At 71.7% G+C, this 17,022-nt stretch carries 15 protein-coding genes; 9 read left to right on the top strand and 6 right to left on the bottom strand.

All coding sequences use genetic code 11. The features are described from left to right. Positions 1–22 precede the first annotated feature (22 nt). Positions 23–721 carry an iron-containing redox enzyme family protein gene (locus WME73_RS46700; RefSeq protein WP_437913815.1) on the top strand — a complete coding sequence of 233 codons (699 nt, stop codon included), beginning with the start codon at positions 23–25 and terminating at the stop codon, positions 719–721. Positions 722–749: 28 nt separating this feature from the next. Next, positions 750–1,628, top strand: a complete 879-nt coding sequence (locus WME73_RS46695) for a DUF6999 family protein (RefSeq protein WP_437913814.1) — start codon at positions 750–752, stop codon at positions 1,626–1,628. A 155-nt stretch (positions 1,629–1,783) separates the two neighbouring features. On the opposite strand, the gene WME73_RS46690 is transcribed toward WME73_RS46695, so the two are convergent. From WME73_RS46690 to WME73_RS46670, 5 genes are all read right to left on the bottom strand, one after another. Next, positions 1,784–3,187, bottom strand: coding sequence for a serine/threonine-protein kinase (locus WME73_RS46690; RefSeq protein WP_437913812.1), 1,404 nt, complete (start codon positions 3,185–3,187; stop codon positions 1,784–1,786). A gap of 273 nt (positions 3,188–3,460) precedes the next feature. After that, on the bottom strand, positions 3,461–5,380 hold the full coding sequence (locus tag WME73_RS46685; protein WP_437913810.1) for a hypothetical protein: 1,920 nt from the start codon (positions 5,378–5,380) through the stop codon (positions 3,461–3,463). A gap of 131 nt (positions 5,381–5,511) precedes the next feature. Continuing rightward, positions 5,512–6,564 carry a hypothetical protein gene (locus WME73_RS46680; RefSeq protein ID WP_437913808.1) on the bottom strand — a complete coding sequence of 351 codons (1,053 nt, stop codon included), beginning with the start codon at positions 6,562–6,564 and terminating at the stop codon, positions 5,512–5,514. Continuing rightward, the gene (locus WME73_RS46675; protein ID WP_437913806.1) at positions 6,561–8,213 is read right to left on the bottom strand and encodes a M16 family metallopeptidase; all 1,653 of its coding nucleotides are present in this window, start codon (positions 8,211–8,213) and stop codon (positions 6,561–6,563) included. The genes WME73_RS46680 and WME73_RS46675 overlap by 4 nt, the downstream gene beginning before the upstream one ends. A 35-nt stretch (positions 8,214–8,248) precedes the next feature. Continuing rightward, positions 8,249–10,150 carry an insulinase family protein gene (locus tag WME73_RS46670; protein ID WP_437913804.1) on the bottom strand — a complete coding sequence of 634 codons (1,902 nt, stop codon included), beginning with the start codon at positions 10,148–10,150 and terminating at the stop codon, positions 8,249–8,251. 185 nt (positions 10,151–10,335) lie between these two features. Between WME73_RS46670 and WME73_RS46665 the strand changes: the two genes are divergently transcribed. The 3 genes from WME73_RS46665 (at position 10,336) to WME73_RS46655 (ending at position 12,385) form a co-directional block, all read left to right on the top strand. Further along, entirely contained in the window at positions 10,336–10,557 is a 222-nt protein-coding gene (locus WME73_RS46665) for a DUF350 domain-containing protein (RefSeq protein ID WP_437742735.1), read from the top strand. A gap of 16 nt (positions 10,558–10,573) precedes the next feature. Further along, positions 10,574–11,746, top strand: a complete 1,173-nt coding sequence (locus tag WME73_RS46660; protein ID WP_437913802.1) for a hypothetical protein — start codon at positions 10,574–10,576, stop codon at positions 11,744–11,746. A gap of 228 nt (positions 11,747–11,974) precedes the next feature. Then, entirely contained in the window at positions 11,975–12,385 is a 411-nt protein-coding gene (locus WME73_RS46655; protein WP_437742733.1) for a response regulator, read from the top strand. A gap of 4 nt (positions 12,386–12,389) precedes the next feature. Here WME73_RS46655 and WME73_RS46650 read toward each other — a convergent pair whose 3' ends face one another. Further along, positions 12,390–12,638, bottom strand: a complete 249-nt coding sequence (locus tag WME73_RS46650) for a hypothetical protein (protein ID WP_437742732.1) — start codon at positions 12,636–12,638, stop codon at positions 12,390–12,392. Between the two features lie 337 nt (positions 12,639–12,975). Between WME73_RS46650 and WME73_RS46645 the strand changes: the two genes are divergently transcribed. The 4 genes from WME73_RS46645 to WME73_RS46630 all read left to right on the top strand — a co-directional run bounded on the left by WME73_RS46645 (position 12,976) and on the right by WME73_RS46630 (position 16,994). After that, positions 12,976–13,425 carry a hypothetical protein gene (locus tag WME73_RS46645; RefSeq protein WP_437913800.1) on the top strand — a complete coding sequence of 150 codons (450 nt, stop codon included), beginning with the start codon at positions 12,976–12,978 and terminating at the stop codon, positions 13,423–13,425. A 338-nt stretch (positions 13,426–13,763) separates the two neighbouring features. Beyond that, the gene (locus WME73_RS46640) at positions 13,764–14,180 is read left to right on the top strand and encodes a hypothetical protein (RefSeq protein ID WP_437913799.1); all 417 of its coding nucleotides are present in this window, start codon (positions 13,764–13,766) and stop codon (positions 14,178–14,180) included. After that, positions 14,177–15,472 (top strand): KGGVGR-motif variant AAA ATPase, encoded by a 1,296-nt coding sequence (locus WME73_RS46635; RefSeq protein ID WP_437913797.1) that lies wholly within the window; start codon positions 14,177–14,179, stop codon positions 15,470–15,472. The genes WME73_RS46640 and WME73_RS46635 overlap by 4 nt, the downstream gene beginning before the upstream one ends. A 52-nt stretch (positions 15,473–15,524) precedes the next feature. Beyond that, positions 15,525–16,994, top strand: coding sequence for a hypothetical protein (locus WME73_RS46630; protein ID WP_437913795.1), 1,470 nt, complete (start codon positions 15,525–15,527; stop codon positions 16,992–16,994). Positions 16,995–17,022 lie beyond the last annotated feature (28 nt).

Here is a 17,022-nt window from a genome sequence, read left to right as displayed (position 1 = left end):
GTCATCACCAGGGAGGTTCAGCATGCTTCCGGAACGTACATCGCCTCGAGACGAAGATTCACCGCAGGCCGTCCTGCGCGGGCTGTCGTCCATCTGGCTGGATTTCGAGTCCCAGGTGCATCACATCCCGATCGTGCGGCGCGTGATCGAGCGTCGCATTCGCCTGGCCGATTACCACGAGCTCCTGCTGAACCACCGGGCGCAGGTCATGAACGGGGCGCTCTGGATCGCGCGCGCCGCCTCCAACATCGGCCACGAGTTCGCCGAGCTGCGCTCGCGCTTCATCCGCCATGCGGCCGCGGAGCATCGCGATTACCTGATGCTGGAGGAAGACTACCTGAAGAGCGGCGGCGACCCGGCCGGGCTCGCGCGGCACGAGCTGAACATCGGCAGCGAGGCCCTGTCTGCCTGGATCTTCCATCGAGCCGATCAGCCGAACCCCTTCGATCTCCTCGGCGCCATGTACATCATCGAAGGCCTCGGCAAGCGGGTCGCGGCCCAGTGGGCCGAGCATGTGCAGTCCGCCCTTCGCCTGGAGGCGCAGGCGGTAAGCTTCTATTTCTATCACGCGAAGGCCGACGAAGATCACCTGGGCGAGCTGGAAGAGGCGCTCCACTGTGGTATCTTGAACCTCCCGCGGATGGCGCCGAGAATCCTCAAGACCGCCCGGGTCACCGCGCGACTCTACCGCCTCCAGCTCGAGGAGATCGGGAGCTACTGACATGGACTTTCAGGGCTTTTTCAGGAGAATGAAGCACGACCCCGGGGATCCCGATCCGTGGCTGGCCTTGTACCTGGACCGGTCCTTGCCGATCGACGAGAGGGCCAAAGCCGCCTTCCTGAAGAGCCAGCGCAGCACCACGCGCAGGGTCGTGATGCCGATCATCAGGCCGTTCGCCCGCCTGTCGATCTCCGGCATCAAGCTCATGAAGATTCTTGTCCCGGCGAGCTGGCAATCTCCGTGGTTGCTGCACCGGTCCATTTACTGGGGCCTGAGGCTCTTCGTCGCCCCGGAGGCCAATTACCTCATCCTGCGCCACTTCACCATCGGCACGGAGATCTTGAAGTTCATCGAGGACAACGTCCCGGGCATCGATATCCGGACGACGACGCCGCTGAGGACCAGGAGGCTGGAGGACCTCCTGGACAACACGTTCACGGTCCACGATCTGATCTTCTACAACTTCATCATCGAGCTGAACGAGAAGCTTCGCGCAGAGGGGCGTGAGATCGAGCCCCGGAAAGAGATCGACTTCTCTGCCATCACAGATGACGACGCGAGCATCGACGATCTCCCGAACACCTGGCGGAACGTCGTCGACCTGCAGACCGCCATCGAGATATACACGCCGCTCTATGCGCTGTTCCTGTCGGATCACCATTTCTGGCGGGCGAGCAATTCGCTGCAGCTGGACGAGATCATCGCGCTCTACGTCGGCAAGATCCTGAACGACCCGCTTCCTGTCGCCCTGGTACACAACCATCATCCCATGGTGCCCAGCTCGACGCTCGAGGCCGGCTTCCGGTTGACGCTACATGGCCTCGACTCCGAGACCCTGCACGGACACCTGAGGAAGCTGAAGGCAGAAGCGAAGAGAGCGGCGGCCCAGGGAGCCCGCGCGCCGTGACGATCTCCTGAATCCTCCTCCTCGAACCGAGGCTTCTCCGGGCGAAATCTGGAGGAGCGTCGAGGCCGCCGGAGGGCAGAAGATCGCGCCTCGTGCCCGCTCGATGGCGCCGCGATCGGGCTCGTTTTACGTACGCGCTCGTTGGCAACGACCGCTCAGTGACGCGTCCTGAGCAGCTCGCGTTCGGTGGGCACGCTTCGCGCGCCGGTCACGCGGTCACCGCGGGGGATGCGAGCGCTCCGCGGCGCCGGGCGCGGGTCGACCGGGCGCGCGGCCTGCGCGGCGAGGGGGCGCGGCGCGGCCGCGGGGACAGCGGCCTCGTCGGGCGCGGGGACAGCGGCCCCCACCGCCGCGGCGTCACCCGATCTCGCTGCTGGGCGTGGGCTCGCCTGGGCCGCGAGGCGCGCCCGCGCGGCGCGGACCACGGACGCGGCGCGCGCGTCGACGCTCGACGCCCGCAGCGCGGCGGGGACCTGGGCCTGCGCCCACAGCGCGCCGGTCGACAGCACGACGCCAAGCGCCACGACGAGGCCGGCCGTGAGGCCCAGCTTGGCCCGGCGCGCGGGCTCGTCTCGCTCGGCGCGCGCCGGCGCACCCGACGGGCCGACGGCGGCCTTGTAGGCGGCGACCATGGCCTCGATCGAGGGGAACCGCTCCGTCGGGTTCAGGGCGAACGCGCGCGCGAACCAGGCCGAGAGCGCCGGCGGCGCCTCCGGGTACAGCGCCGGCCCCGGCGGTTGCGCTGTGGCCAGGATCGAGGCGAGCACGTCGCTCATGGTGTGGCCCGGGAAGGGCAGCCGGCCCGTGAGCGCCTCGTACGAGACGACCGCGAGCGCCCACATGTCCGAGTGCGGGTTGGTGTCCCCATCGCAGGCGTGCTCCGGGCTCAGGTACGCCGGCGTGCCCAGCACCACGCCGTCGACGGTTCGGCGGGGAAAGTCGGCTGGCAGCTCCTTTCGGATCCACTTGGCGATGCCGAAATCCGCGACCTTGGCGCGCACCTCACCGCTGCGCTCCTCCTCGAGCAGCACGTTCGTCGGCTTGATGTCGCGGTGCACGATGCCGAGGCCGTGCGCGACGGAGAGGGCCTCGCCGATCTGGCCGAGGAGCGGGGCGAGCTCCGCCGGGGAGATCGGCCCCCGCTCCTGCATGAGCTGCCTCAGGGACCGACCTCGAACGTAGCCCATGACGAGGTACGGGCCCGCTGCAGGGTCGTTGCCGACGTCGTGCACGGCGACGACGTGGTCCGTCTTCTGCGCCAGCTGCGCCGCGACCTGGGCCTCGAACCGGAAGCGCTCCAGCGCGGTGCCGGCCTGGCGCTCGCGCTGGACCGTGAGGAGCTTGAGCGCGACGTCGATCCGCAGGGCCCTGTCGTGCGCGAGCCACACCTCGCCCATGGCGCCGCGTCCGACCAGCCGCGAGAGCTTGTACCGCCCGGCGACGAGCTGGTTGCGCCGCGGGTCCTGGGCTACGTCGCCCCGCCCGGCTGCAGAAGAAGCGGGAGCGGCGTCGCCGGAGCGGTCAGAGCGCGCCGCAATGGCACGCGCGCTGTCCGCCATCGGGACATTGGCGTCAGATCGTCCACCGGAAGCCGATGCTTGCCACACGAGCGGTACCCTCCGTGCCGTCGCCGTGCCCAAGCTCGTTGACGCGCTGATGCGACAACGCTCCTGGACGCCGAGACCGGGGCATGTCAGCGACGGTACCACCGGGCGGGCGAGGCTGGAATCAGGAACGACGGAAGCGCCTCGCTCGGGAGTCTCCGGATCCACCATGAGGTGCGCAAGGGTGGTGAATCAGCGCCATACGGCGCCATCGCCCCGGTCAGAACGTCATCGTGAGCGCGTTCGCCAGCCGGTTCGCCCGGCCGTGAGGGAAATCATGCGGCGGCGCCGGATGACGCGATGAAAGGCCGCCGCCCAGACGGCCATCCATGCCGCCAGAGCGCCCGTCGGGGCGGTTCGACCGGCCACGCCGCAGGTGCACCCGCCGCCTTCATCGCCTTCGCCACCTGCGCTGTTCGATGTGCTGGAGCCGCCGCTGGATGCGGATGATCCCGTGCCGCTACCGGTGGCAGCGGCCACGCACCTGCAACCGTTCGGCTGGCCGGGAGGGACACAGCCCGCGGGGCAGCTCCCGGCATCGTCGCCGTCGCATTCCTCGGGAGCCTCGATCTTGCCATCACCGCATTGGCTCGCAGGCCCACACGACTGACCCGGGCAGGAGCAGGTCTCGGAGCAGCCCCGGAAGCTGCTCCACATGCACTCACCCATCGCTCGTTCACGATTGCCCCCGTCCTTGTTGCTCCCATCGAGCTCGGGCACTCTCCCCGAGCCGGAGATACAATCTCCGCTCCCGTCAGGACCGTGATCGGAGCCGTACTGGCCCCCGACGGGCGCGCAGGGATCCGGCTGTGTCAAGGCGCCGTGGTCGACCCAGCGATCCGCATAAGAGAGGAGGACGTCCTTGTTGACCGGCCATGCCGCCGCGAGCGCAGGCATGAGCCGCATGAGGAGCGCCGAGTATTTCGTCGGTTTGGCCGTGTTGTCTTGATACCATCCGCCAGGCTCGAAGCCGCCGTCGATGTACCCATAGGGGTCTCGAATCGTCCGGGTGGATTGGTCGGAGAAGTCGTCCCAGTACTCCTCCTCCGTACCGACGGGCTGGCCCCACAGGGCGGCGCCGTTCTTGCCGGCGTAATAGCTGGCCGTCTCGAAGAATCGGCCCGCATCGACGGCAGCGAGGTCCGCCAGCATCGCCGGGTCCGCCAGCATCGCGGCCGCGAAGGCATAAGCGAAGAGCTTGCCGCCGCCATTGCCGCCGCCGCCTCGGAACAGGCTCGCGCCCATCCTGTCGACACCCCAGATGTCGATACCGTGCTGCACGTAGCCGACGAGCACGGGGAATTTGGCGGCGAGATCCTCCTCGGGCGTGCAGGGCGGCGCGCCGCAAACATCGGCGAGATGAAGCCAAGCGTAGACGTCGGTGTCGCGCGCCCAGATGTCGGTCGACCACGGCCTGCCGTCGGGGAGCGCGTCCTCCGGCGGCATGAGGTCGCACGTGACCGAGTGGCTCGTGTAATCGAGGCGGAGGTGGCGCGTCCAGGCCTGGGCCGTCTCCAGCGAGGGGGTGTCGGCGCACGCGGCCTGCAGACGGGACAGGAGCTGCGTCTGCAGCGTGGAGGTCGAGAGCACGGGCTTGTTCGTGCCCACGAAAGGAGGACGAAAGGTCGTGCTCGGGTCAGCGGGCGGCGCGTCGATCACCGTGACCACCGCCGCGAAACGCCCGCACGACTTCTCACCGGCGCCATCGCAATCGCCCGACGGGTTGTCGGACACGTACTTCACGACGGAGCTGCCGGGCGGCGCAGCGTAAGGCAGGCTGATGGGCGGTGCATGATCGTCGAGCCGGTCGTCCCACCGCTGCGGGCCGTCGGGGGGAGGGTTCACGTCCACACCGTGACGGCCGCCGGCCGCCTCGGGCGTGATGGTCGTGATGCTGGCGACGCCGTTCTCGCTGATGACGAAGTACTCGCCCGTCGCATACTGACCGCAGGCATAGGCCTTATCGAAGCGGAACGTGATGTCGTTGCTCGACCCCGATGGCGCCTCGTAGCGCAGGCAAGGGCCGCTCGAATCGGACGTGAGGGTGCTCGGGCTCCCTGAACAGCCGCAGTCCGCCCTGGCCTGCGCGTCAAGGAGAACAACCGCCGCCGAAGCGGCGAATGCGACGGTCAACAGGTTGAGCTTCATCCCGTACACGACCTAACACGGGGCGCGCGCTCGAGGGGTGCCGGTCAGCCCTCTCGAGCTGTTCTGCGCGCGGCGCTGCCTCGGCGCCGCGCGGTGGAGCGGAACGGACGCGGCGGCGCGTCCCGGGACGGTCACGGCGAGACGCAGGGCACGCTCGGCGCGGCGTCCGGCGAGAGGAGCGGCGGCAGCCAGCGCCGCAGCACCAGGGGCACCATGGCGTCGTGGGGCATCGGCTCCGTCGGGACGAGCGGCTCGAGCTCGCGGAGGACGCCCGGCGCCGCAGGGTGCGCCTCGACGCCGCGCTGGAAGGCGCGGCGGAAGTCGGCGATGGGGCGCTTGGCCCAGGTCATCGTCTGCCACGACACGACGACGTGCGTGGTCGGGCGCGAGCGCGCGAGGGGGAGCGCGATGTCGACGTCCATGCACGTGTCGATCACGAGCGCCGCGTGCACGGGGGTGGACGCGCTCAAAGCGGTCGCGATGCCGCCCGCCTTGTTGCAGCCGCCGCCGGAGTGGCCCGCGACGACGACGCGCGCGCGGTCGAGGGTCGCGACGCCGCGCAGCCGCGCGGCCGTGGCGTCGAGGAACGCGTCCAGATCGAAGGCAGGCCAGCTCGTCCGCGCGACGGCGACCGCCGCCGGGAGCACGGCGCTCGGCGCGGCGACCAGCATCGGCGGGATCCGGCCCGCCTCCATGAGCTGCGCCGCGATCCGGCGCACGTCGCCCTCCTGGCCGCCCCCCATCCAGCGGTGCTCGATCCGCGCCTCGTTGGTGCCGTGCAGGAACACGAGGATCGGCAGCGGCCGGGCGGGATCGGCGGCGGCCAGGCGGTGCACGAAGGCGCGACCCCGCCAGCGCCGCTCCGGCGGCACCGGAGGCGCGGCAGCCTCGGCCTGCGCTGCGCCCTGCTCGGCGGCGCCGCTCGCCGGCGCAGACGGGTGCTCGTAGTCGTATGTCGCGCCGTCGAGCTGCGCGGGTGCCGCCGCCGACGTCGACGCCGCCGGCGCTGCGGCCACCGGCGCAGGCTTCGGCTGCGCCCCCACGGCGCCCGGGGAGGACACGGCCGCGAGCCCCGCCGCGAGCGCGAAGGCGCGCGCCGCGGGCGAGAAGGCGCGCGTCGCGGGCGCTAGACCACGCGCCGCCCGCGGAGCGCGCGCGCCCCCGCGGCGCCCGACGGCCGTCACTGCGGCTCCTCTGCCGGCGCCGCGCGGCCAGCGCCGGGCGCCGGGGCGGGCGAGGCGCTCGCGTCCCGCGGGATCGTGCGCTTCCGCTCGAAGGCGCGGGTCGGGTCGACCACCTTGACGTCCCCGAGGCGGCTCAGCATCGGGCCGATCGCCTGGGCGTCGCCCACGACGACGATCGCAGCGTGCGCCGGTCGCACGTTGTCGTGCGCGACCTTGCCGGCGAAGACCGGCGTGATGTCCCGGAGCTCCTTGCGGTAGCTCTCGTGGTGGTCGTCCGGCAGATCGAGCGCCTGCATGACGGCGATCTCGTCCGCGAGCCCGGTGGCCGTCCCGAGGCCGAGGCCGAGGCCGGCCGTGAGCCGCCGCGCCGCGGCGTCGACCTCCTCCTGCGAGGGCGCCGCGGCCGCGAGCTGCTCCGCGTGCTCGAGCATCGCCTGCGCGGCGAGGCCCGTGCGCACCGCAGGGACGCGGACGTGAGCCAGGAGCGGGACGGGTCCGTGCGCGACGTCGAGCGGCGCCGCGGACACCTCGCGCGCCGGCCCGCGCGGCGCGAGCAGCTCCTGCGAGAGGCGCCCGGAGGGGCCGCCGAGGACCTCGCCCGCGACCGCGAGCGCGGGCCAGTCCGAGGCGCTGCGCTCGGGGCCGAGCACGCCGAGGAAGAGCTCGCTCTCCGCGCTCTTCGGGCGATCGACGATCGTGATCTTGAGCGACGCCGGAGGCACCGGATCGGTGAACGAGAGCGCCGGCGGCTCCGCGCCGCGGCGGTCGGTGAAGGCCTTCTCCACGGCCGCGCGCGCGGCCTCGGGCGTCGTGTCGCCCGCCACCACCACCACGGTGTTCTTCGGGACGTACCACGCCGCGTGGAACGCGCGGCAGTCGGCGGCGGTGATCCGCGGGAGCTCCGCCGCTGTCGCGCCGAACGAGGCGTAGGGGTGCAGCTCGGTCGGGAGCGCGTAGAGGTCGCGGAAGAGGACCATCAGCGCTCCCCAGCGGCCGTCCGAGCGCGCGCGCTCCCTCGCCGCCTCGGCGGCCTGGGCCTTCAGCTTGGCGAGCTCCGCGGCGTCGAGGCGCGGCCGCTGCATGACGTGCCCGAGCAGCAGGGCCGCCTCCGCGAGGCGATCGCTGGGCGCGCGCAGCCCGATCACGGTCGCGTCGAGGCCGGTGTCCACCCGCAGGGAGGCGCCGAGCGACTCGACGCGCGCGAGCAGCTCGCGGCCGGGGAGCCCGCCCGCGCCCCCGCGCAGGAGGAGCTCGCCCGTGAGCGCGGCGAGCCCGGTGCGCTCGCCGTCGGCCGCGGAGCCGCCGCGGATGACCACCCGGACCTCCACGAGCGGCAGCGCGCGGCTCACCGCCGTGGCGACGCGGAGGCCGCTCGGGAGCTCGGCCCAGGCGATCGCGGGCATGCGCGCGGGCTTCGCGGGGCCGGACGGCGGCGGCTGCTCCCCGCGAGCGGCCTCGGCCGGCGGCGCCGCTGGCGCAGACGTCGCCGGCGCGGGCCTCGCCGGCGCGCCCGCCTGCGCGGGCGGCTGCGGCGCCCGCCCAGCAGCGCAGCCGCACGTCACGGCGGCCGCGAGCGCCGCGGTCCAGGAGAGCCAGGGGCGCGCTGTCCGTCGCCCGCGCAGGTCGCGTCGCTCGCTTCGCTCGTTCATCGCGTCACGCGTTCTCCGTCGCTCGCCTCTTCGCGTCACTTCTTCGTGGGTTTCGCCGGCTTCGTCGGCGCCGGATCCGGCGCGGGCCGGCTCGCCGCGCCGTGCGCCTTCGCCGGGCGCTCGCCCGGCGCGGCCTTGTCCGCGCCCTTGCCCGACGCGGCCTTGCCCGGCGCGGCCTTGTCCGCGCCCTTGCCCGACGCGGCCTTGCCCGGCGCGGCCTTGTCCGCGCCCTTGCTCGACGCGCCCTTGCCCGGCGCGGCCTTGTCCGCTCTCTTGCTCGGCGCGGCCTTGCCCGCGCCCTTGCCAGGCGCCGCCTTCTCTGCACCCTTGCCCGGCGCCGCCACCTCGGCGTCCTGCTCCGGCGCCGCGGCGCGCGCCCTGCCTCCGGCCCGCGGCGCGCCGGCCGACGCGCGCGGCGGCGGGGCGGCTCCCGGCATCGCAGGGGGATAGGTCTCGACGATCGTCCGGCGCGTCGGGCCGAGGTGGTCGCGCGCGACGCGCTGCACGTCCCCCCGGGTCACCGCGAAGTAGCGCGCGAGCTCCCCGTTCAGGTGGGCGGCGTCCCCGAAGAGGAGCTCGTGCTCGCCGAGCGCCCGCGCCCGCGCGCTCGCGTCCGCGAGGCCCGCCACGAACGCCGACTGGAGCAGCCGGCGCGCCCTCGTCAGCTCGGCCTGCGAGGGTCCCGCCGTCGCGAGCGCCCGGATCTCGCCCTCGATCAGCCTCTCGACGTCGCCGACCCGGACGTCCTCGGCGAGCCGCACGTCGATGGAGAAGAGATCGGGCCCGCGGTGGCCGTCGATCGCGACCCGCACCGACCGCGCGACCGCCTTGTTCCCGACGAGGAGAGCCGGGAGCCGCGAGCTCTCGCCGCGCCCGAGCAGGGAGGCCGCGAGCGCGAGCGCGTGGTGATCCGGGTGCTCGGGCGGCGGCACGGCCCACCCGTAGAGGATCGACGGCGCGCGGGCGGCGCTGTCCCTCACGACGCCGGTGCGCTGGCTCGTCTGCTCGGGGAACGGCACGTCCTTGAAGGGCGCGGCCGAGACGGCGGGGATGCCGTCGAAGTACTCGTGCACGAGCGCCATCGCCGCGCCCGCGTCGAAGCCGCCGGCGATCGCGAGCACCGCCCTGTTCGGGCCGTAGTGGGCCGCGTGGAAGTCGCGGGCCCACGAGAGCTCGGCGCCCGCGAGATCGTCCGCCTCGCCGAGCGCCGGGTGCTCGTGGGGCCAGTACCCCTGGAAGACCAGCTCGCGGAGCCGGATGGCGCCCTGGCCGTGGGCGGCGCCGAGGACCGCGCCGCGGCGCTCGAGCGCGTCCCTGCGCTGCGCCTCGAAGCCCTCTGCGCTCGGCGCGGGCGCCCTCATGCGATCGGCCTCGAGCCACAGCGCCAGCGCGAGCTCGTTCGCGGGCAGCGCCGCCGTGAAGGTGGTGCGATCGACGTCCGCCTCGGCGTGGAGCTCGCCGCCGCGCTCGGCCACGAGGCGCTGGGGCTCGCCCGCCGGCAGGCTGCGGCTGCTCCGGGCCATCGTGTCCATCACGAGGCGCGCCACGCCGCTCCTGCCGCTCGGCTCGTCGCGCGAGCCCGCGTCGTACGTCACGGCCACCGCGACCGTGGGCGAGCTCTCATCGGGGCTCAGCACCACGCGCATCCCGTTCTTCAGCGTGATCCGCTCGACGGGCAGCGCGAGATCGAGCGGCGCTTCCGCCGGAGCCGCCGCGGCGCTCCTCGGCGCCCCCGCCGTGTGCGCCACCTTCCCGATCGGCGCGCCCCCGCCGCGCGCCGCCTTGCCGACGGGCACGCGCGCCGCCTTGCTGACCGGTACGCCCGCCGCCTTGCCGGACGGAGGCGCTGCCGCGGCGAGGTGGGGCGCGCCTGCGCAGAGCAGGCCGAGCGCCGCGAGCGCGGCCGTGAGGGCGCGGCGGGGCAGGGTTCGGCTCACGGTCGTGGACACCGCACGGCGATAGCACGTCGCCGCCCGGGCGCGCGCGTCGAGGAGCGACGCGGCGCAGCGACCGCGCTTCACCCTGCCGGCCGACTCGCGTAGGCTCACGCCCCGAGCCCAAGACGTCACGAGCGCGCGCCGCGCGCCGCCCCGCGCCGCCCCACGCCCAGAGAGAACCGCCGATGCCCGACGTTCAAAATTTGATCAAAGCCGTGGTCGGAACGCTCGTCTTCGTCGCCGTCGGGCTGATCGTCTTCCTGCTGGCGTTCGTGCTGATCACGAAGCTCACCCCCTTCTCCATCCGCAAGGAGATCGAGGACGACCAGAACACGGCGCTCGCGATCGTGATCGGCTCGGTGATCCTGGGCCTCGCCTGGATCATCTCCGCGGCCATCCACGGCTGACGCGCGGGTCTCGGCGTTGGCCTCGGCCGGGCCCGACCTCCTCGGCGCGCTGCCGGCCGGGCCCCGCGGCGCGGCCCGCGGCGGCTTCATGTGGAGCCGCCGCGTCGACCTCGCTGTGTTCGGCGGCTCCGCGGCGGTCGCCCTCGCCCTCGCCGCGCTCTCGACGGGGGGCGCGCTCCCGGCCTGGGGCTTCCTGCTCTTCGTGGTCGGCGTCGACGTGGCGCACGTGCACACGACGCTCTTCCGCACGTACCTCGACCCGGAGGAGCTCCGCCGCCACCCCGCGCTCTACGCCGGCGTGCCGCTCGCCTGTTACGCCGCCGGCGTCGCGCTCCACCTCGCCTCCGAGCTCACCTTCTGGCGCGCGCTGGCCTACGTGGCCGTGATCCACTTCGTCCGCCAGCAGGTCGGGTGGGTCGCGATCTACCGCGCGCTCGCGGGCGAGCGCTCGCGCGTCGATCGCCTCCTCGACGACGCGCTCGTCTACGCGGCGACGGGGTGGCCGCTCCTTTACTGGCACGCGCACGCTCACCAACCGCGCGCGTTCCAGTGGTTCGTGGACGGCGATTTCGTGAGCGCGCCCTGGCTCGCCGCCGCGGTGGGCCCGCTCGGCGCGGTGTACGCAGCGCTCGCCGCCGCGTACGTCGCCCGCGCGATCCAGCGGGCCTGCGTCGACCGCGCGCCGCTCAACCTCGGCAAGCACGTCGTCGTCGGGACGACCGCGGCGACGTGGTACGTCGGCATCGTCGCGACCGACAGCGACTTCCAGTTCACGGTCACCAACGTGATCGTCCACGGGGTCCCGTACATGGCGCTCGTCTTCGCGTACGCCCGGGAGCGGGCCCGCGAGGCGCCGCGCTCGCTGCTCGCGCGGGTCCTCGCCGCCGGGCTCCTCGCCTTCCTCGGCGTCGCGCTGGCGCTCGCGTTCGTCGAGGAGATGCTCTGGGACCGGCTCGTCTGGCACGACCGGCCGGAGCTCTTCGGCGGCGCGCGGACAGGGGACGAGCCGCTCCTCGGGCCGCGCGCGCGGGCGCTGCTCGTGCCGCTGCTCGCGCTGCCGCAGGCGACCCATTACATGCTCGACGCCGTGGTCTGGCGCCGTCGCCACACCCGCCCTGCCCAGGCGCGCGCGCTCGGGTTCCGGCCCGGAACGCCGGAGGGCGAGCAGGGCGAGAGCGGAGAGGCTTGACCCGCGGAGCAACTCCCGTAACCCTCGGCGCTTCGCATGGCTTCGCTCGCGGTGCCCGTGCTCCCGCCACGCCCCTCGCCCGCTGCTCGGCGCGGATCGGCGCCGCCCCCGCGTAGCCCGGAACCATGTCCGGAGAAGATCCGACGATGTTGAGGGCATGCAATGCGTGCGCGGTGCTCGCCTGCTATCGCTCCTGCATGCTTGCGCCGTCTGGAAGAGGTAACAGCGATGAGTGAACCCCGGCCAACCGACGGGCTCAACGGGCCGCGCGTGACGCCGATTCCCCCGAACCCGCGCGCCCCCGTCCTCCTGGTCGACGACGACGCCGAGCTCCGCGAGATGCTCCGCGAGATGCTCGAGTCGTCGGGCTACGATGTCTACTGCGCCAGCAACGGCAGGGAGGCGCTCGATCTCCTGCACCAGGCGGACCCGCCGCCCGGGCTCATCCTGCTCGATCTCATGATGCCGATCATGACCGGCGAGGAGATGCTCGCCGCGCTGAAGCAGGTGCACGCCCTCGCGGCGATCCCGGTGACCATCGTCTCCGGCCACGACGGCCCGCCCGAGGGCACGGCCTACCTGAAGAAGCCCGTCGACTTCAGCGCGCTGCTCGGCGTGGTCCAGAAGACCTGCGGTTAGCCGCTCAGGTCGAGCGCGGCGCTCCCAGAGCGTTGACCAGAGCGTCGACCGGAGCGCCGACCAGCGCGCCGACCTCGACAGGCGACGGCGACCGCGGGCTCATCGCCGCGAACGCGAGCAGCGCCACGACGGTCAGCAGGAGCGCGAGCGCGAACGCCGCGGCGAGGAACAGGATGCCGAGCGACGCGCGCTCGCTCCCGGCCTCGCCCGCGCCCTGGTCCGGGTCCTCGTCGCGCCGCTCCGGCTCATCCACGCTCCGCCCTCCGCTCGCCGGCTGTGCTTACCGCCTCGCGCCGGACGGCGCAACGGACGCAGCGAGGACCTCCGTGTCCGCCGCGCTCGACGGGCGCGGCGGCGTCCTCGGCGGACGCGCCCGTCCGGACATTGTCTGTCCGGAAGGGCCATCGCCGTCCGCCTCCAACGGCTGTAGGTTCGCCTCCTCGGAGGGCGTGAGAATGGCAGAAGGCCGCACCAGCGACGCTGCGGAGAAGAGCGGACAGGCGAGCTCCGATCGCCTGTGGATCCTTGTCAACACAAGTCTTCGTGAGTCTGCGCCAGAGCGCGTAAGTGGCCGCCCTCCCCGGGAAACCATGGTGATACGTGACGGCGATACCCTCCTCGTCAGCGTCGATGTCGGCCGGGGCCGCGGCAAGGCGCTCACGGTGCCATTCAACATGGTAGAGCTCGGTCGCCTGGAGGCGACGCTGGTGGTGCGGCTCGCGGCCACCTCCGCCCCGTGCGCCGCCTGCATCGACGAGAGCCTTGCCAGGGCGGCTCAGGAGCCCGGGGGGCTCGACACGGATCGCGTCTTCTGCGCGGTGCGCGCCGCGATCGCCGGCTGCGCGCAGCGCGCGCACGGCGAGGCCGCCCGCGGCGCGGCCGACGCCGGCGGGCCTCCGCCGGAGAGCTCGGGGCCGCGGCCGCTCGGCGCGCTCCGGCTGGCGCCGGTCAACGCGCCTCACGTGCCCGCGGGGGGCGCGCCGGGGGCGGGGGCCGCGCCGGCGAAGGAGAGCGAGCTTGATATCCTCCTGATCATCTGACCTAGGCTCGCTCTCGTTATCGCTTGTTGCATCGCCACGGTGGCACTCCTTGCTCCAACGGTTGTGCATTCGCCTCCCACCCTCTGGTGTACGGCAAGGACGCCAAGCTTCTCTGCTGCCACACAAGCCAGCTCACGCAGGGAATGACCGATTGCACCGCCGTCGCGGCCGAGCAGGATCTCCGTACCTGGCTCCGCACGTCGGTACGGCGGGGCGGAGCGCGGGTGCTGAAGCGCGCGACACCAGCGCTGACGCGCCGAGAACGCGCGCCGCTTACGCGTTCGATGTGGTAGGATGGCCCCCGACGGTATGCTCCACGGGCCGTCACGAGCGCCATCATGCCTTACTCGCTGGATCTCCCGAACTCCTGCCGCCGTCACCTTGAAGCGGCAAACCTGCTCAACCGGCCTGAACCGCGGAGCGCGAGGCCGGACGTCGCGGGTTACCTTTACGGCATCGCCGCCGAATGCGCGTTGAAGGAGATGATGCGCGACTCCGGGATGCGCCAGCTCCCGCCCAACCAGCGCCGCGATGACCCCTTCTACGCGCATTTTCCGGAGCTGAAGACCCTGCTTCGTGACTGCGCTCGCGGCCGTCGGTCCGGTGAACTGCGAAAGTATGCCGAGGACGGTCAGCTCATGCAGGACTGGGACACGACAATGCGGTACGCCCCAGGCAAGGAGATCCTGCCGCGCCATGTCGAGCGATGGCGGGAGCAGGCAGAGCGGCTCAAGCAGGCGATGGAAACCCCATGAAAACGGAGAAGCTGACCGTTCACTTCGATGACAGCCTTCCCGTCCTCATCGACGAGGTCGAGGCTCACCTTGGCCGGAGCTCCCTCGAAGGCGGGGTCGTGTTGCGGGAAGCGTCGGGGCGGCTGACCTTCTTCGCCGACGGAGAGCTCACGCCGGAGAGCCTGGCCGCGCTCACCGGTGCGCTCCGGAAGGCGCTCGGTCCCTACGCACGACCGGACCGTGTTGTCGCCGATCGGCAGTCGCCCGGCGCCGCGCGCATCCTCGAAGACCCCGGTACCTGCGCGGTCCGGGTCGGCGACCGGACCGTCCGGTATCTTGATCGCAGGATCGTCGGGGCAGACTGGGTGCGCGGTCCCGAGCCCGAAGCACCGGCGCCGCCGCAGTTCGTATTTGCCAGCCTCAAGGGAGGCGTCGGCCGCTCCACAACCCTATCCGTCGTGGCCGCAGAGCAGGCCCGCAAGGGCCGGAACGTCCTGGTGATCGACATGGACCTCGAAGCCCCCGGCATCGGGTCGATCCTCCTCGACCCGGACCGCAGGCCGGCTTTCGGCGCGCTCGATTATCTCGCGGAGAGCGGCCTCGGCGGCTTCGACGAGACCGAGCTGGCTGACTTCGTGGGAACGAGCGCGCTGACCAGTGGAGCCGGCCTCGTGGATGTCATGCCAGTGAGCGGGACCTCCTCCGAGAAGCATCCGGAGAACTTCCTGGCCAAGCTCTCCCGGGCCATGCTCGAAGACGTCGAGCCCGGCGGCGGCTCAGTCTCACTGCGAGACAAGACCCGAGGGATGATCCGCCGAGTGGTCGGCCGCCGTCCGTACGATCTCGTGCTCGTGGACGCTCGCGCCGGTATGGCAGAGCTCTCGGCGGGCCCGCTCCTCGGTCTCGGCGCGACGGTCTTCCTGTTCGGCACAGCGCAGCGTCAAACCATCGACGACTACCGATATCTCTTCGCGCATCTCGCGACGCTCCCGACGCCGGAGGGAGGCTCACCGTGGCGGCAACTGCGCATGGTCCACGCGAAAGCGCCCCTCTCCGACGAGGTGAATACGACGTTCACCGACGAGATGTGGAACCTGTTCACAGAGTACCTCTATGAGGAGATCGATGGCCTGGACGGCTTCAACTTCGACGTGAATGACCCCCAAGCCCCACACTACCCGATTGCCATTCCCTTCGATGCCCGCTTCGTCCACTGGGATCCGGCCAAGAAGCCGACCGAGCTGACACGTAGTTACTACGAAGCCACCTTCGGCGCCTTCCTCACCGCGGTGGATCGCCTGCTGGGTCCATGAACCACCACCCGCCGGAGCTCGAACCGCAAACATCGCCCGTGTCCTCCAGCACATGATCGCCGAGCAGCCCACCGCCAGCGTCGACTTCAACAGCATCCGCCAAGGGCTCGCAGAGCTGCCGCGCGCGGACAATCACGCGCCTGGCCAGCCCGTCGACCCGGGCTTGGTCTACGTCGTGAGCGGGCACCGGAGCGCGCTCGACCCCGAGCGCACCCTGGTGGTTGGCAACCGGGGTATGGGGAAGAGCTTCTGGGCACACGCCCTGGCTCAGAAGGAGATCCGCGAAGAGGCGGCGCAGAGGTTCCGTCAGCCGGACCTCTACCGGACCTCTGTCGAGATTGGATTCAATGCCTCGGAGCAAACCGGCAGGGTGGCGCCATCGCTCGATATCGTCCGGCAGATGGCCCGCGATCATCGCGACTCCGAGAGCGTCTGGCGAGCCGTGATCGCTCGTGCAGCCGTTGGTTTCACGGATCACGAGCTCCCCGCCAGCTTCATCGACCTAGTGAGTTGGGTCGAGGCGGATGCCGAGCGGTATGGCCACCTGGTGACCGCCGCGGACGCGCAGCTCGCGGCGACCGGCCGAAAGCTGCTCGTGGTGTTCGACGCGCTCGATCGTCTGGGGAAAGACTGGTCGATGACGCGCGAGCTGACTCGCGGACTTCTACGCAGAGCGCTCGCCGCCCGGTCATTTCGATCCATTCGCCTCAAGCTTTTCATGAGGCTCGACCAGTTCTCAGATCAGGCTCTCTTCGACTTCCCCGACGCGTCCAAGATCCGGAATACCCGCGTGGATCTCGAGTGGACGACAAGCGATCTCTACGGCCTCCTGTTCAATCGCCTGTCCCGCTCGCCGCATTCAGGCGAGGCTTTTTCCCGGCTCGTCGAGCGTCTGAAGGCAACTTCCCCCGTTGGCCTCTTGCCCGCCGACGTGGAACAGAAGCGGATCGTCGACTCCATTGCCGGCGAATTCATGGGCGCGGACAAGAAGCGTGGGTTCGTCTTCACCTGGCTTCCCAATCATCTGTCGGATGCCAGGGGCCAGACGTCTCCTCGTACGTTCCTCACCGCCTGGCGCGAGGCAGCGCACCACGGGGCGCCGCCGGTGGGGCGCGCGGTGGACCACCTCGGTCTCCTGGAGGGCGTGCGCAAGGCTTCCGAGGACCGCCTCACGGAGCTCGGAGAGGAGTACCGCTGGGTCAGGACGGTCCTGGAGCCTCTCCGTGGCCAGATGGTCCCGATGGAGCAGGAGTTCCTCGAGTCGCTCTGGCGCAAACGCGGCACCGCGCAGACGCTCCTCGCCCAGCCGGCGACCACGGCGCTCGGTCTTGCCCCCGTCCAGCTCGCCGATCCAGGTGTAAACCCCGAGAAGGCATTGGTCGACGCTCTCCAGACGATCGGCGTCCTCGAGATTCGATCCAGCGGCAAGATCAACGTGCCAGACATCTTTCGAGTCGAGGCGGGGATCAAGCGCAAGGGCGGGGTCAAACCCCCGCGACGCACCGGGTCTGCGGATGGGTGAGCTTGCCAGTTCGCGATGGGAAGCTATC

Origin of the sequence: Sorangium sp. So ce302, from assembly GCF_051530145.1 — a bacterium.
GTDB lineage: Bacteria > Myxococcota_A > Polyangia > Polyangiales > Polyangiaceae > Sorangium > Sorangium cellulosum_B.
Note: the sequence above shows the minus strand (reverse complement) of the source record. Positions and strands in the feature narration are given on the sequence as shown.